Source organism: Synechococcus sp. BMK-MC-1, from assembly GCF_014279955.1.
Classification (GTDB): domain Bacteria; phylum Cyanobacteriota; class Cyanobacteriia; order PCC-6307; family Cyanobiaceae; genus Synechococcus_C.
Genome location: NZ_CP047939.1, coordinates 2,183,269 through 2,198,853, shown reverse-complemented (window position 1 = coordinate 2,198,853; position 15,585 = coordinate 2,183,269). Strand labels below are relative to the sequence as shown.

Sequence of the window (15,585 nt, the reverse complement as noted above, 5' to 3'; positions counted from 1 at the left end):
CTGTCAGCGCATTGAAATTAGCGAAGCCCTTGAAAAGCTCAAGCGTTGCGTACAGGTTGTTCACCTCAAGGCTGGCTGAGGCGGCACAGTCCTCCGATCAGGGAGAGACAGACGGTATCCGGCATCCCGATCGCCGCCATCCCTTCAAGGTCAAGGCTGAACGGCGTATCCGACGTGGCTGGAAGAGTGCCGCGGTAGTGCCCTCCCACCACCCGTCGCGCCCAACCCCGTCCTCCCGACACCGCTGCGGCCTCTCGATCGAGCCAGACCAGCCGGTGGGGGGGGAGCGGCGTGGCGCGCTGGCCAGGGCCGTTGAGGAGCGGGATCGTTTCCAGCCGCCAGCTGCGGCAACTGTCACCGTCTTCCAGCAGGAGGTCGAGGTGGCAACCACGGGGATCATCCGGGGCGCCGAAATGCTCAAGCAGCACGTATCGGTGTGGATCGACGGGCATGGGTTTCATCCGCAGGACACCACCCCTACCCTGCAGGTGGCCACCAGGATCGCCATGGATTCAGCTCCATCCCCTGCCGAGTCGACTACGGAACCCCAGGATCTGGCGCATCGCTTCAGAGATCGCTTTGAAACGCTCCTGCCTGAGATTCAGCGGCGCTGGCCGGAAGTGACCCATCAGGCGCTGGAAGCGACCCGCGGAAGCCTTGATGATGTGGTGCATCTGATTGCCACGCACTCCGATCGAGCCTCGATGACGGTGCGCCATCAGCTTGAGGAGCTGATGCATCAGGCCGGAGACCGGTCCCGCCATCTGGCTGACAGTCTTGAGCCCCTCGAAGAGCAGCTTGAGCAGTTGCTGGATGATCTCAACCGCACCCTGCGGCCGAAAATCGAGAAGCCCCTGCGGGAGCGGCCTCTCCTCTCTGTGGCTGTGGCTGCTGGAATCGGGGTGTTGGTGGGTGCGTTGCTCAGCGGCGGTCGGCGGTCCTCATGAGCGAACTGCCGCGTTCCCAAGAGCCTCGTCCGCGCGGGCTTGGCGCAGCCGCCAGGGTGACGGCGCTGGCGGGTTCCGTGATGGATCTGCATGTGCGCATTGCACTCCAAGAGGTGGATCGTGAAAAACGCCGCTTGATCAGTGGTGGCGTGTTTCTGGCGATGGGTGGCACCTTGATGCTGCTGGCCTTGGTGGCCGCAGAAGCCGCCCTGTTGGTTTGGGTGCTCGAGGCTTGGGAGTGGTCCCTGCTTCAAGCGTTACTCGGTTTGGCTGTGCTCAACCTGGTGGTGGCTGGCATCAGCCTGCGCGTGGGAGGGATGCTGGCCAAGGGCCCTTACCTGCCCCAGACCCTTGAGGGACTGTCACGCACGACCCGCGCTGTTCTCGGCCGCTGAGCTTCAGCGCACGTCGTAGTGCAACCAGCGGCAGTCGATGCCGCCATTGCTGATCGGAATCCTGCGCGTGGCCTTCATGCGCAGGGCTCCAGTGAGCTGGGGGTTGCCGCTGAGCACCCACAGCGCCCATCCCGATGCGTGCTCTTTGGCGTAGCGGCCCAGATCGGAATAAAGACTCTCCAGATCGCTTCCCGCGCCGATGCGTTCGCCATAGGGCGGATTGCACACCAGCGTTCCAGGTCCCTGGGGCAGGGCGAAGTTGTGGAACGATCCCGTCTTGATCTCAACGCTGTGCTCCAGGCCTGCGGCCTGAACGTTGGCCCTGGCTTGATCGGCGATGCTGGGATCGGCTTCAAATCCTTGAATCAGAGGAAGCTTCCGCTCCCGGCATGCCCGGCCCTGAGCGCGTTGTCGTTCAGCGTTCCATTGATCCAGGTTGAAATCAGCCCAGCTTTCAAGAGCGAAGACACGATCGAGTCCTGCTGGAAGCTGCAACGCCATGGCTGCTGCTTCGATCAGCAGGGTGCCGGAACCGCAGAGAGGATCCACAAGGGGTGTTGTGCCATCCCATCCGGAGAGTCGGATCAGACCAGCGGCCAGATTTTCCTTCAAGGGCGCCGCGCCCATGGCCGCGCGGTAACCGCGCCGGTGCAGGCTGCCGCCGGAGCCATCGAGGCTGAGTGTGGCTTCGCCGCGGTGCAGATGCAGGTGCAGGTTCAGATCGGGCTCTTCAAGGTCGATGGACGAGCGTTCTCCCCAAAGGTCCCGCTGCCGATCGATCACCGCATTTTTCACCTGAAGGGCCGTGAAATGGCTGTGGTTCAGGCCCGGGGCCGTGCCGGTGACATCCACCCGGAAGCTCATGGAGGGATGCAACCAACGTTCCCAGTCGAGGGCCTGCTGGATGCCGTCGTAGAGGTCATCACGCCCATTGCAGCGGAAATGGCTCATTTCGCGCAGCAGGCGAAACGGCAATCGCGCCTGTAGATGCAGCCTGTAGAGGCAGGCCATGTCGGCTTCAAAAGACGCCGCACGGCGCAAGGGCTTCACCTCTTTGGCGCCAAGGGCACTGAGTTCGTCAGCACCGATGGCTTCGAGGCCCTGGGGCAGCACGGCGATGCAGGGCAGCCGTTTGGGTGGATGGCGGTGTTCCCTCCCCACGCTGCTGTGCTCCACGTCACCACTGCTGTCAGAATGGCAGTGTCCGGATCTTCCGGACTAGGTGATCCACACCAGTGTTTCGGACAGCGGTTCGATTCCGCTCAGCTCCATTCCCCCTTTCCGGGGCTGCAATGGTTTCGACGGGGCATGAGGAGGGTGACTGAAGCCTGCTCGGTGAGAGCAAAACCGTAACTGCGAACAACATCGTTCGTTTCTCCCGTCAAGCAGCCCCTGTTGCTGCCTGACCCTTAGGGGAGATGGGGTGAAGTCAGCCTTATCACCCAAATGACTCATGGGGCCTGGAAGGGCCCTCAAACCATTCCACCGCAAGGGAAGACGGAATTACGCCACTTCCCAAAAATCGCGGTGATGCCAAAAGTGATGCCAGCCTCCCACCTGTTCTGGCGGGGCTCGATAAAGCAGAGGCGTTGGCCTACGTCAGCAGCCTTTTCGATGCCGCCCAGGCCGGTGCCGTGCTGTGGGGGGACAAGCTCCTCCTCAAGCGATTCCTTGAACAGTGCAGTCGCACTGGTTCTCAGGAAACCAAGGATGGTTATCGCCGAGAGCTGCGACACTTCATCAGCTGGCGTGACCAGAACCACCCACACCTGCACCTGAGGGAACTCGATCCCGCTTTGGTGGATGTCTGGATCTCTTCTCTGCGGGAACAAGTCGAGGCCGGAGAGCTGAAGCCGCGCTCCTTCAACCGCCGCATCAGTGCCGTGAGCGCTTTTTACCGGTGGGCCGCGGAACCGACAAGGTCAACTGTGACAGGAGTGCCGCGGAACCCAGTCCCCCGAAGAACAGGAATGACGGCAGCAACGCTGGCCAAGCCGCTATCCGAGGTTGATCTGACATCAGTGCTCGGCGTCATCAGTGCCGCGAAGGACAAGGGTTCAGCCATTGCGGCGCGTGACTACGTCATGGTCCGCGGTTCGTATCTGATTGGTTGTCGCGTGTCTGAGCTAAGGCTGCTCCGTTGGCAGGATCTTCAACGATTAGAGGGTGGCGGACAGATGAAGCTTGTCGGGAAGGGAAGTAAAGAGCCCCGCACGATTCGTGTCAGTACGGCGACGATTGATTTATTTGAGACCTTGGGCCGCGGCGAGCCTGAGGATTGGTTGTTCCCGAGCGACCGCCGTGATGCTCCGATTACTCGTCAGGCGATTGGAGCTCGTATGGCGAAGTGGGGAAAGGTGGTTGGGGTGCAGATCGATCCACAACGCTGCCGATACACGCATGCCACGCATTCTGTTCGCCGGGGGACAACTCTTTTTGACCTCCAAACAACCCATTGCTACAGCTCATCAGCAACGATTGGTCATTCCGTTGCCGCCAACCCTGAAGACAGCTCTTCTCTACGACTTGGATAATGTAAAGAGAGTCCGTCAATCCAATCAGACATTGGAACTTGTTCACTTGAATGCCTAACGGCAGAGTTCAGCGGCGTTTGACGATGTCGCTAATAAGGCAGCTAAAGGACACAGTGTCGAACGCCCGCTGCAACGATTGGTTAGGCGACAACACTACGTCTCCTCAAAAAAGTCACTGTCTATTTGTTTGACGTCATAGGACGCAACCGAACTAACGCCTAGGTTGTGCTCAAACATTAGATGGGAAAGTTGTTGCCCATCGACAAGAACGATCCGCTTCTCTATCTGCGTTACATAGTGGCGAGCATCAGCAGTGAAAGTCGATGTAGTAATGAGCACACCTTTTCGAGCGCGAACGCCCTCCAGGCTGCCGGCGAATGCTTGAACAACTGGGCGGCCAACAGAGGCTTCCCAGCGCTTGGCCTGGATATACACAACATCTAGACCAAGCCGGTCTTCATTGATAATTCCATCAACGCCGCCATCACCAGACCCACCAATTGTACGGCCAGCATCTTCCCGCGAGCCGCCATACCCCATACGGAGAAGTAGTTCTACAACCAGCGACTCAAAGAAAACGGGTGGTGCTGCTTTGACTCGATCCAGTAGATCTTGGGCCAGATCTTCCTTCAGAGCAGAGTACGATTTTTCTAGTTTTTCTTCGGGAGTAGTAGAGGACTCATTTTCCTCAATATCGCCACCATGAGATGACGGTTCAGCGGGGCCGGTATAGGTATGAAAGTCAATGAACTCCGGGTATTGCTTCAAAAACCGCACATTTAGCTTGTCAGGAGGATCTTCGAGTAAAGATCTCCCTCGATCTGTGATACGACAAAGCCCACGACTAGGAGATTCGATGAGACCAGCCTTCTTTAGGTACGTTCTTGCCCAACCGATTCTGTTCCTATATGTAAGTTGCTTGCCACTCGGTAGTTTTTCGCGGCGATCTTGTTCTGAGAGATTCATCTGATCAGCCAATTCCTCGTACAAGGTTGCTAATTTATGAGCATCACCATCTGCGACTTGCTGCAGCAGAGGCATAAACCAAGTTTGAAAGGCTGGCACGGTCATGGTTCTTCTCTGACCTTTGCTTGTCGATTAACGTCGAGCTCACTTGCGCAACTGATGCGTAGCGCCATGAAAGCCAAATGGAGAGCTATGTTATGCATTTAGCTTTCCAATAAGCATTGATTCTATGTCTTTAGAGGCAGCCTTCTCTCTTTTCGAGTCATTCCGCATTATTACAACCATTTCAGTGATTTTGGCGGGATTTCTAGTGATATTAGCGCCAGCCTTCTCAAACTCAGCGAAGGATTGGATCGCAGCTCTGGAACCGTACAAGCAAATACGGCACTTAGCGTCTGCAACTTTTATTCTAAGATCACTTTTCAGCGAATCACGGTTTTGTATGTCAACATTTGATTGTTCGCAAACTGCTTTTAAGTAATCTATATAAGCCTTTGTTCGCGGGTCGCGATGATGTTTTGTGATGCTTAAGTGACGAGTAATAATATACTGAAGAATTGCTCCAATGACGATTCCGATGAATGAATCTAATGATGCAGGCATCTTGTGTAATTCCTCAAAGGGGTAATTCGGTTTTTTGCATGACTATCTAATGGGCAGTTTCGATAACCATCTTAGAGCAGGTCACGCTGTCCGTGAACCACGAAACCTCCAAGGTCTGGCGCTGCTCAAATCGCTTTGGTTGCATGGCATTTAAAGAATTCTGCCCCGATCGTAGCCATGATTCGCGGGTCCGATACCCACTGTTCACGTACAACGCCCTTCTGGGCCAGGCCGCGGCCTTCCATGTCGGTGCCAGCTGCTTTGCCTAGTGGCCCAGCTGTTTTGTAGAAGAGTTTGCTGTGCTTGATCAAGCAGTGAACTGAAATTGATCGTTGATAAGTCTTCCCCAGATGTTTTACTCAGACTATTGATTCGTTGGGCATAGGCTCCAAGAGCTAGTGTTTCATGGGCACTCACGAGCTGGCAAAGGGCTGTCCATCGCTCCCAGTGCATCTTGTTGTCTGCCGATGGTTTTAGGGCAAGCAAGTGTGCTGGAAGCCCTTCATCTTCCGGATTCAGCTTCATGTAGTCACGCTTGATCCTTAATGCTGCTTCTTCATGTTTGCGAAAGTCATAGCTACATGCCTTGGGTCTTCGCTTTGAACCTGGCCTATTGCAACTTTCGTAGGTCACGCGGTGACACGGCCCGCAGGCCCATAGCCTGCAGTCAGGCCGTAACTTTTCTGCCCAGGAATGGGCAAATAGCTTTTTCCGGGGTTTAGAGCAAACCGGACAAATGAGAAGCAAATGCCAACCGCCAGTTGCACCACGATCTAGATCTGACTCTGATTGTTCACGCTGCTTTCGCGGAATCTGTTGCCGCTGATTCATAGCAGCTGACGATTGAGGCCCAAAACAGCCACCACGTTGGAATTGCCACGACAGAGAGAGCGGTTGCCCCATCTCAGGCAACGCAATAGAAACCTGCTGTGGTTCGACCAATGGCCGCACATCACGCAATGTGATTGTGAGCATTTGAGCTGCTATTGGGCGCCTGCCTGAACAGTGGGTTGGCATCAATTAGATCGCCTAGGAATGTCGGGGCTTGATCATCATCTTGTCAGTATAAGTATGGTCTTCTGCTCCGATTACGCCACCTCCACAAGATCCTCACCAAGGGTCTCTGCCTGAAGGAGCACCGTTTCGACCGCCGATGCTTGTTGATCTGGCGGGTATCTGTATCGCTTGAGCAGCGTCTTGATCTTGAGGCGGAGTTTCGCCCTGACGTTCTCCTTGAACTGCCAGTCGATGGTGGCGTCACGTCTGAGCATCTCCGCCAGTTCCCTTGCCATGGTCGCTAGCACGTCTTCCTTCATCAGTTCCTGTGCTGAAGGGTTGTTGGCCAGGGCGTCGTAGAAGGCAACCTCGGCATCAGTCAGACCCAGGGCAACGCCACGCTCCAGTTCCTCTCGGAACGTCTTCGCCATCTCGATCAGTTCAGCGATCACCTGTGCCGCTTCAACAGCACGGTTGGAGTATTTGTTCAGCGATGCCGTTAGCAGTTCACTGAACCGCTTCTGCTTGACGATGTTGGTCTTGAACTTGGTCTTCAGTTCATCCTTGATCAGACGCTGGAGTAGTTCCACCGCCAGATTCTTCTGGGGGATCTTGGCAACCTCTGCCAGGAACTGGTCCGACATGATGCTGATGTCGGGGTTCTTCAGACCAGCAACCTTGAAGACATCCATGACGCCCTCTGCCACCAGCGACTCAGACAGCAGTTGCTGGAGTTCGTAGTTCACGTCAACGCCACCACCACCTCCCCCTTCGCCCTTGATCAGGGGTGCTCTCACTGCCTGAAGGAATGCCACCTCTTCGGTCACCGCCATCGCCTCTTCCGTGGTGCCACAAAGGGCAAATGCCTTGGTCACCTTCAGAACGGTGTCACAGAACCTTTGCTTGCCATCAGCAATGCCAAGGATGTGATCCAGGCAGTTGGAGATCAGTTCAAGTGCTTTGCCCTTCTCCCTGAACCCGCTCCAATCGACGGGGTGAAGTATGTCCTTGGCGATCTGGAGTTGCTCCTTGAGGATCCGAACCGCCTCACTGGTGTCGAGGGTTGGTTTGCCTTTGCCCTTTGCTTGGGTGTAGTCCGCCAGTGCCTCTTTGAGTTGAGGAGCGATGCCGATGTAATCGACGATCAGACCGCCTGGTTTGTCCTTGAAAACCCTGTTCACACGGGCGATTGCCTGAGCAAGGTTCGCCCCCTTCATGGGTTTGTCGACATACATGGTCGCCATACACGGGGCATCGAATCCCGTTAACCACATGTCTCGGACGATCACGATCTTCAAGGGGTCAGCAGGGTCCTTGAACCGCTTCTCAAGGTCCTTCTTTTGCTGCTTGCTGGTGTGGTGAGGTTGGAGATGGGGTTCATCTGATGCCGATGCCGTCATCACGACCTTGATGGCACCTTTGCTCGAATCGGTGTCGTGCCAATCAGGGCGTAGAGCAACGATGGCGTCATAGAGGCGGGCACAGATATCCCGACTCATCGCCACAACCATTGCTTTCCCTGGTTGGGTTTTGGATCTCTGCTCGTAGTGAGAGACCAGATCTGCTGCCACCTGCTTCAGGCGAGGTTCAGCACCCACCAATGCTTCCAGTGCTGCCCAACGACTCTTTGCTCGCTCAGCAGCAGGGATGTCATCCTCATCGGTGAACAGGTCATCCACCTTGTCGTCCACGCCAGCAAGGACGCTCTCCTTCAACCCCAACTTCGCCAGTCGGGACTCGTAGTAGATCGGGACAGTGGCACCGTCTTCCACTGCCTGCTGGATGTCGTAAACGGAGACGTAATGACCAAAGACCGCTTGGGTGTCACGGTCGTCTTGGGAGATGGGTGTTCCCGTGAAGGCAAGGAAGGTTGCCTCGGGTAGGGCATCCCTGAGTGCCTTTGCCAGTCCGTATTTGATCTCGCCTGTTTTGGTGTCGAGGCGACCCTTGAATCCGTATTGGGTCCTGTGTGCCTCGTCACAGATCACCACAACGTTGTGGCGGTCGCTCAGGGTTGGGAACTTGTCCTCACCCTCTTCGGTGCCGAACTTCTGGATGGTGGTGAAGATGATTCCGCCGCTGGGTCGGTTGGCGAGCAAGTCCCGAAGTTCCTGTCTGGTGTTTGCTTTCTGAGGAGTTTCACCCAGAAGGTCCTTTGCCCCAGCAAACACTCCAAACAACTGCCCATCGAGGTCCTGACGGTCGGTGACCATCACCAGCGTTGGGTTCTGGAGACGTGGGTCGGTGAGCAACTTGCCCGCCAGACATGCCATCTCGATGCTCTTGCCAGCACCTTGTGTGTGCCAGACCACACCACCTTTACGGTCGCCTTCTGGTTTGCTTGCTTCTGCCACCCGCTCCACTGCTGCCCTTACGGCGTGGAACTGGTGGTAAGCAGCGATTTTCTTGATGATCTTTCCGTCGTCCTCAAACAGGCAGAAGTAACGGATGAAGTCGAGCAGACGCTTTTGATCAAAGAGACCACGGATCAACGTCTCCAGTTCACGGAACTTGCCCAGAGGATCAAGGTCTTGCTCAGCGTCGATCACCCTCCACTGCTGGAAGCGTTCCTTGGAAGCGGATAGCGACCCCACACGGGCATAGGTGCCATCGCTGATCACCATCAAAACGTTGGAGGTGAAGAGGTCGGGGATGTTGTCCTTGTAGGTCTGGAGTTGGTTGAACGCTGCCCAGATATCTGCCTTCTCGTCAGCAGGGTTCTTCAGTTCCAGGACTGCTATCGGCAGACCGTTCAGGTAGACGACGACATCAGGGCGACGGTTGTGCTTCGGACCCTGGATCGCCAACTGGTTCACCACCAACCAGTCGTTGGATTTGGGGTCGTCAAACCCGATCACCTTGAGGCGGATGCCGACCTCTTGGTTCCCATCCATGTAGGTAATGGGCAGACCCGTCGTTATCCAGCGGTGGAACTGACGGTTGGATGGCAGCAGACCAGGCGTATTGGGGTTCGCCAGTTGGAGGACTGCTGACTCAATGGTTGCCGCTGGCACCCCTGGGTTGAGTTTCGTCAGTGCCGAGCGAAGACGACCCGTGAGCACCACCTGGCGGAAGTCATCTCGCTCTGGGGTTTCTCCATCAGGAGCAAGGAGTGGTCCATGAATCAAGGTGTATCCGATCTCCTGGAACCAATCCAGGGACATCTGCTCCAGATCGTCTTCTGAGATGAATGCCATCAGATACCTGCCTCCTCAAGCATCTTCTCGGCATCAGGGACTCGTAGTTCGCCTGAGATGAGGCGGGGAAGAAGAGCATCTCTAAGTGAAGAAAGAGTTGCCGATGTCGCTTCGTTTAACCATCTTTTCTCAAATAGGCAAACTGCCGAGGAATAGAAAGCGTGTAAAAGATCTTCTGGAGGCATAACCAATGCCATATCTCCAAGAACTGTTCTAGATAGTTCAGTTTGACCAGTAGAACCTTGCCCAAGCGCTTCTATTTCTTGCTGGCGATTTAGAAGGGCATTGGTCAAATAGAATGTTGAATGCTCACTTATCCCTCTAACAATCGTGACATGTGAATCAACAATGACATCTCCGAATTCCAACTCAGGAACAATTGCTACTCGACCAAGGGTTCCGACTCCTGTTGAATTAACAAGGCAGTCAAACCTTGAGATCGCTCTTCCTTCTATCTTCTTATAAGAAGGATCGTGCCTTCTTGATTTAGAGAAATCGATAGCACCACCTCTAATACATTTCTGGTTGAGGACCACTACGCCCTCATCATCCTCACAGTATTTTGGCGAGATTCCCCTGGAAAGATAAGAAGACTGATCTTTGATTGATGAAACGCTCCACCCACTCGGAATCTCTCCAAGTTCCGCCTCCTCCAAGGAATCGGAAAATAACTCGCTGACCTCATCGGGCAGTCCAGTCGGTCGCCCTTCTGCCTTTGCTCTTACAGGATCAAAATCCACAAACCAGGACTTGAATAGCGCCGTCGCTATGCCTTCGAGGGTTTCGTTGGTGTTTCGATTTAGTTCAATCTTGTCGTCAAGTGTACCCAGTATATTGACGATCGCTTTTTGGTCGCCTTCGGGAGGGAGTAGGAACGAGTATTCGGATATTTGCTTGGCACTTATATGTGGAACAGCAGTTCCTGTCTGAATGGATAGGACGTGATGAGTAAATGATTTGCTGCCAATTATATATTTCAGCAACCTCTGCTGGACGCCTCCCTTTGCTCTAAGTCGGGCAACTCGTTGAACAAGAAGACATGGAAGATCATTTTTACTTATTGACGAGTATTTAAGACCCGCTTCTATCCAAGGGCGATCCATCGCCAGCACGACATCATCTTCTCTTAGGGAGTATTTCGCCTCTAACGCTCCATCAAGATTATCGGGATCCCATCTCTTAACACCATCCCATCTCAGCGACCCTTGAATAATGTTATCGCCCCTGACTAAACGGACTCCCGTTTCGTTATCTATGTAATGAGCGCTTTTAAAAGGGAAACCAGTCGTGAGGTCACAGCATTCACCGATAGTGATGGGGAAAAAGTCAGAACTCATATCCAACCCTCCTTAGATTCTCGGTGATTTTTTGATCTAACCTTGCCCCTTCTTCCTGCTGCCGCTTGAGACGAGCAGTAAGGCGCTTCATCTTCTGATCAAAGGGTTCATCGTCCTCTTCTAGATCCGCTGCTCCCACGTAGCGACCAGGCGTCAGAACGAAACTGTTCTTCTCGATCTCCTCGAACTTGGCGGAATAGCAGAACCCAGAAACATCTTCGTAGGGGTTCTCGACCTCATCATCACCACGCCAGGAATGAACAGTGTCAGCAACCTTGGCGATGTCCTCGTCGGTGAGCACTCGCTCCACTCGACTAACCATCGACCCCATCTGGCGGGCATCGATGAACAGGGTCTCCCCTCGTCTATCACGACCACGATGGGTCTTGTCGTTGGTCAGGAACCAAAGGCATACAGGGATCTGAGTGTTGAGGAACAACTGCCCAGGCAGCGCCACCATCACCTCGACCACATCACCACGAACCATCGCCTCACGGATCTGCCCTTCACCGCTGGTGTTGGAACTCATCGATCCATTGGCGAGCACCACACCTGCTTCACCGCCAGGGCGAAGTTTCCAGAGCATGTGCTGTAACCAGGCGTAGTTGGCATTGCCAGCAGGTGGACGCCCAAACGTCCAGCGGGGGTCGCTGTCGTATTTCTCCCCGCCCCAGTCCGAGATGTTGAACGGTGGGTTGGCAAGGATGTAGTCGAACTTCTGGTCGGGGTGCTGGTCACGGGCAAAGGTGTCAGCAGGTTCCTGTCCGAGGTCAGCAGCAAACCCACGGATCGCCAGGTTCATCGCTGCCAACCGCCAAGTGGTGGGGTTGCTCTCCTGCCCATAGATGGAGATGTCATCACGTCGCCCGCCGTGACTTTCAACGAACCGCTCGCTCTGGACGAACATGCCGCCCGATCCACAGCAGGGGTCATAAACCCGACCCTTGTGAGGTGCCAACACAGCAACCAAGGTCTTCACCACATGGGCAGGCGTATAGAACTGACCGCCCTTCTTGCCCTCGGCACTGGCGAACTGACCAAGGAAATACTCGTAGACCTCACCCAGGACATCGCCTGACTTCTTTCCTTCGCCAAACCCGATGGTGGAGATGAGGTCCACCAGTTCCCCCATTCGTCCTGGTTCCAGTCGGGCAGCACCAAACCGCTTGTCCAACTTCCCCTGAAGCGTGGGGTTCTCGTTCTGAATGGCACCCAGTGCTCGGTCAATGAGTTGCCCGATGTCGGGTTGCTTTGCCTGGTTTCTCAGGGATTCCCAGCGGGCATCAGCAGGAACCCAGAACACGTTCTCCTGGGTGTAGTAGTCCCGATCTTCCAGTGCTTCCTGGTGATCTGCTGGGTCATCGCCCAGGTAGTAGTCGGACTCTGGGTTGCTCACCGTCGCCAGCACCTTCTGCTGCTGCTCCACGAAGGTGTCGGAGATGTATTTGAGGAAGATCAGTCCCAGGACCAGATGCTTGTATTCGGCAGCATCCATCTGGGCACGGAGTTTGTCCGCTGATGCCCAGAGCACTGCCTTGAAGTCCTTGGCGGGTGCTTCCTTCTTCTTCCGCCCTCGCTTCTTGGGTTTCTCCTCATCGTCTGAGCGCACAGATGCCAGCAAGTCATCCAGGCCAGCAGGTGCCTGGTCTGCTGCTTGGGTAAGAGGGTTGTTTGCCGAGTCCGTCACGGAGGTCTCTGTCGTGTTGTGATTTTGCCCTGCCTTGAGGCACTGCGCCTCACTTGGATGGAGGGGGCTTTCATTGTGGATACAGTTCCTTAAAGCACCGCTCGGCATCACGCCTGCCGACCTTGGTGTGATGATGTTTTGGAACCCACTCAAGGACCTGATCGACGTCGGTGCATCCTCCATCGATTGCGCGTTGCACCAACTGACGATTGGTCAAAATGCCACTTGGTAGAGGATCGAGAGGGTTTATCCCGGAACCTTTTAATACACGGGAATTAGACGCATTAACTGACTGATTTCTACCTTTAACAGACAGTGGACCATAACCCTCTCGATCCGCTACTAATCGCTCAGATCCATTCATGCAAACGGACTTTTCTGGTAGAGGGTTGGTGTCAGAATCATCGACTGGTAGAGGATCTGATCCTCGACCAAAAGGCTTCAGGTCGAAATACGCCTCGACTTTTTCCTTGGTGATCGGGAGGATTCGGTACATTGATCGACCATTGAGCTCGCGCTGGTAGACCATTTGGTAGGGGATCAGTTTCTTCAACCGAGTGCAGAGAGCCTTCCGGCTCATCACTTGACTTCCGCCGAAGTCCTCCTTGAACCACCGCCTGAACATTCCATACAGAATCGAGGCTTGAGTCTCTTCAAGTCCGTTCGGGAACACCTCCATCAGCCAAACCAGCCACGGGTTGGCATCCAATCGAGACTCCAGTGACGCCTGGCGGATGCTGTCAACGCCGCCGGCAGTCTCGAACGCACGAGCCATTTCAGGCTCTGACATCGACATCGCCCACCAATAGATCCCAGAAATTTCTGCGATTAGCTTGTCCTTCAGCCCGTAATCCTTCTTTTTGACGGATTCACGGATGACGAAAGTAATGACTCTGCGAGTCATGCCCTCATCATTGGCCTGTGAATTAGAAGGCTTGTCGTTGTAGAAACGCCAAGGAACAATGCCGAGCCTGGTTGAACCAATATCCTTGTAGAGGATCTTGGTTTTGACAGGTTCATTGCTGCACACCTTGTTGTAGGTGTCGACATCTGCCAAGAAGCCAGCGGCATCAGTATCGATGGCCATCTTTTTACCGATGCCATCGGCTAGGGCATTGGGGTCGCTGTAGTCGCATGAACGGAGATGGACAGCACCATGCGATCCACCAACCAAGGCTTGAAGCACTTCGGCCAATGTGCCCTTGCCACTGCCGCGCGGGCCTTGAACATCAAATCCACGTTCATAAGGGAATGGTTTGCTCCGGTCTTTAGGGCAAACAGTCCAACGGATTGCAGCACGGAGAAGGTGAATTGCCGCAGGATCAGGCATGCCATCTGCGTTCTTGAAGGTTTCCCCTAGGAACGCCAGAAAGCGAGGGCATTCGGCATTGGGGTCACGATCAAACGGAAAACAGAACGTGAGCCGATCCTCCTGACGGTGGCCAGGCAAAAGGACATCATGATCAGCGTCGTACGTGCCGTTGGCGAAAGCCGTCAGGTTGGGACTGTCCCAGTGACGAACCTCCAGATAGTCCTGGGCCTCGTGGACGATGGTGTTGATCCGACCGTCACCACGGGTATGGAATCGCTCGCGATCCATCCAGTGATGTGTTGGTGGATGCAGTGGTCGTTTGCCGGGTAGACGTGACCAGTGCGTATCGCACCATTGATAGATGCCAACCTCTGGATTGTCGGCATAGCTTTCCTTCATCACCGTGGACAGCATCACAGCGATGAAGTGAGGGTTCTTCTGCTCTGGCTCCCAGAGGCGCTTCCACTTGTGCTTGGTCGTTGGTTCCCCTGTCAGTGGATCAGTTGACTCGCAGTCAACCCAGCGTCCTGCTAGTTGGGCAATTTCGATCAGCCGTTGGAGAGCATCAGAGCCATGACGAGCCAAAAAGTCATCGACGCCATTTTTGTCACCGTTTAGCTCGCAAGGGAGCTGGACAAAGTAAGGCTCTGCACGACGAGGACTCTCTGGATGACACAGCCACTGGGCAAGCTTGTGCCCCGCTTCCAAGACATTTGGGTTGGTGGTGAGGTCCGAGTCAAAGCAGATCAGGATCTGGCGTCCCTCCTTGAAATTGATCTCTTTCAGCTCTGCCAAGCCATCGGGGCTCGTCTTGTCCTTCCAGTTGTGAACTCCAGCAAGGCCAATGCATGGGAAGCCATGGTGATTGGCGCTGTCAGTGCACTTCTCACCCACGGTAATCAGCAGGGGCTTACCGCTTGTAAGCATTGCTGGATCCAGCAGCGGGCTGAAGTAGATCCGGTTACCTGAGCCCTTGCGCGTTCTGTATTTGGGCTTCACCCCTTCTGGGCATCGCACCCGGACAAATGGCTTGCCATCCACCAGGACGTTGCTGCCATCTGGATTGGTGTATGTGATACCCCAGCAACCTGGCATTTCATAGCCGAGGGCATCCTCAACATCAGCCGGAGTCAGATTCCGGTAGTTGAGCTGATCGGCAACATCACGCGGGATGCCGCTGTCTTCAAGTGTTTCGTACGGGATGGCATCGAGACCATCAACCGCGAGGCTGTTGTCTGAGCTGGCGTTCCAGTGACTACCGGCAAGCGCCGATACAATTGGGTTGGAATCATTCGCCAGTGCCTCCCCCTCGGGAGGCATTTTCATGAGCGCGGCGCTCCATCACGCGAGAATGTTTCAACCTCTTCGCTTGGCTGTCGTTTGTGGTTCCACAAGCTTTGGATAGCTTGCTCTTTGTTCCATCGGATCTTCCGAGCGCCTAGGCCGACAAATTGCCAGTCACGTCCACGCTGGAAGGGGCCTTTGTGTGCAAGCCGTTTCAAACGAAGAATGGTCTCGACTGAAAGTCGCGCCGCTTGAGCGACTTCGGCTGTTGTTGCTGCTGTTTGTGGAAATAGTGGTGGTTTTGAAGCAATCGCCATTGCGATGAGT

Annotated in this window: 12 protein-coding genes; 3 read left to right on the top strand and 9 right to left on the bottom strand. The window is 54.9% G+C overall.

The window, feature by feature from the left end; all coding sequences use genetic code 11:
* Window positions 1-65: 65 nt before the first annotated feature.
* Window positions 66-452, bottom strand: a complete 387-nt coding sequence (locus SynBMKMC1_RS12430; RefSeq protein ID WP_186471961.1) for a hypothetical protein — start codon at window positions 450-452, stop codon at window positions 66-68.
* A gap of 54 nt (window positions 453-506) precedes the next feature.
* On the opposite strand from SynBMKMC1_RS12430, the gene SynBMKMC1_RS12425 reads away from it, so the two are divergent.
* Window positions 507-947: a hypothetical protein gene (locus SynBMKMC1_RS12425; RefSeq protein WP_255486199.1), complete on the top strand. Its 441-nt coding sequence runs from the start codon at window positions 507-509 to the stop codon at window positions 945-947.
* Window positions 944-1,342 carry a phage holin family protein gene (locus SynBMKMC1_RS12420; RefSeq protein ID WP_011934011.1) on the top strand — a complete coding sequence of 133 codons (399 nt, stop codon included), beginning with the start codon at window positions 944-946 and terminating at the stop codon, window positions 1,340-1,342. Before SynBMKMC1_RS12425 ends, SynBMKMC1_RS12420 begins: the two co-directional genes overlap by 4 nt.
* A gap of 3 nt (window positions 1,343-1,345) precedes the next feature.
* On the opposite strand, the gene SynBMKMC1_RS12415 is transcribed toward SynBMKMC1_RS12420, so the two are convergent.
* The gene (locus SynBMKMC1_RS12415) at window positions 1,346-2,518 is read right to left on the bottom strand and encodes a class I SAM-dependent RNA methyltransferase (RefSeq protein WP_186471959.1); all 1,173 of its coding nucleotides are present in this window, start codon (window positions 2,516-2,518) and stop codon (window positions 1,346-1,348) included.
* A 461-nt stretch (window positions 2,519-2,979) separates the two neighbouring features.
* On the opposite strand from SynBMKMC1_RS12415, the gene SynBMKMC1_RS12405 reads away from it, so the two are divergent.
* Window positions 2,980-3,876, top strand: coding sequence for a tyrosine-type recombinase/integrase (locus SynBMKMC1_RS12405; protein ID WP_255486404.1), 897 nt, complete (start codon window positions 2,980-2,982; stop codon window positions 3,874-3,876).
* Window positions 3,877-4,029: 153 nt separating this feature from the next.
* Here SynBMKMC1_RS12405 and SynBMKMC1_RS12400 read toward each other — a convergent pair whose 3' ends face one another.
* From SynBMKMC1_RS12400 to SynBMKMC1_RS12370, 7 genes are all read right to left on the bottom strand, one after another.
* The gene (locus tag SynBMKMC1_RS12400) at window positions 4,030-4,947 is read right to left on the bottom strand and encodes a restriction endonuclease (RefSeq protein ID WP_186471958.1); all 918 of its coding nucleotides are present in this window, start codon (window positions 4,945-4,947) and stop codon (window positions 4,030-4,032) included.
* A 90-nt stretch (window positions 4,948-5,037) separates the two neighbouring features.
* On the bottom strand, window positions 5,038-5,445 hold the full coding sequence (locus SynBMKMC1_RS12395) for a hypothetical protein (RefSeq protein WP_186471957.1): 408 nt from the start codon (window positions 5,443-5,445) through the stop codon (window positions 5,038-5,040).
* Between the two features lie 1,088 nt (window positions 5,446-6,533).
* Entirely contained in the window at window positions 6,534-9,638 is a 3,105-nt protein-coding gene (locus SynBMKMC1_RS12390; protein WP_186471956.1) for a type I restriction endonuclease subunit R, read from the bottom strand.
* Complete coding sequence (locus SynBMKMC1_RS12385) at window positions 9,638-10,975, bottom strand: restriction endonuclease subunit S (RefSeq protein ID WP_186471955.1); 1,338 nt, start codon at window positions 10,973-10,975, stop codon at window positions 9,638-9,640. Before SynBMKMC1_RS12385 ends, SynBMKMC1_RS12390 begins: the two co-directional genes overlap by 1 nt.
* Window positions 10,965-12,662: a class I SAM-dependent DNA methyltransferase gene (locus SynBMKMC1_RS12380; RefSeq protein WP_255486198.1), complete on the bottom strand. Its 1,698-nt coding sequence runs from the start codon at window positions 12,660-12,662 to the stop codon at window positions 10,965-10,967. The genes SynBMKMC1_RS12385 and SynBMKMC1_RS12380 overlap by 11 nt, the downstream gene beginning before the upstream one ends.
* Before the next feature lie 70 nt (window positions 12,663-12,732).
* Window positions 12,733-15,300, bottom strand: a complete 2,568-nt coding sequence (locus tag SynBMKMC1_RS12375; RefSeq protein ID WP_186471953.1) for a DUF3854 domain-containing protein — start codon at window positions 15,298-15,300, stop codon at window positions 12,733-12,735.
* Window positions 15,297-15,575, bottom strand: coding sequence for a hypothetical protein (locus SynBMKMC1_RS12370; RefSeq protein ID WP_186471952.1), 279 nt, complete (start codon window positions 15,573-15,575; stop codon window positions 15,297-15,299). The genes SynBMKMC1_RS12375 and SynBMKMC1_RS12370 overlap by 4 nt, the downstream gene beginning before the upstream one ends.
* Window positions 15,576-15,585: the final 10 nt, after the last annotated feature.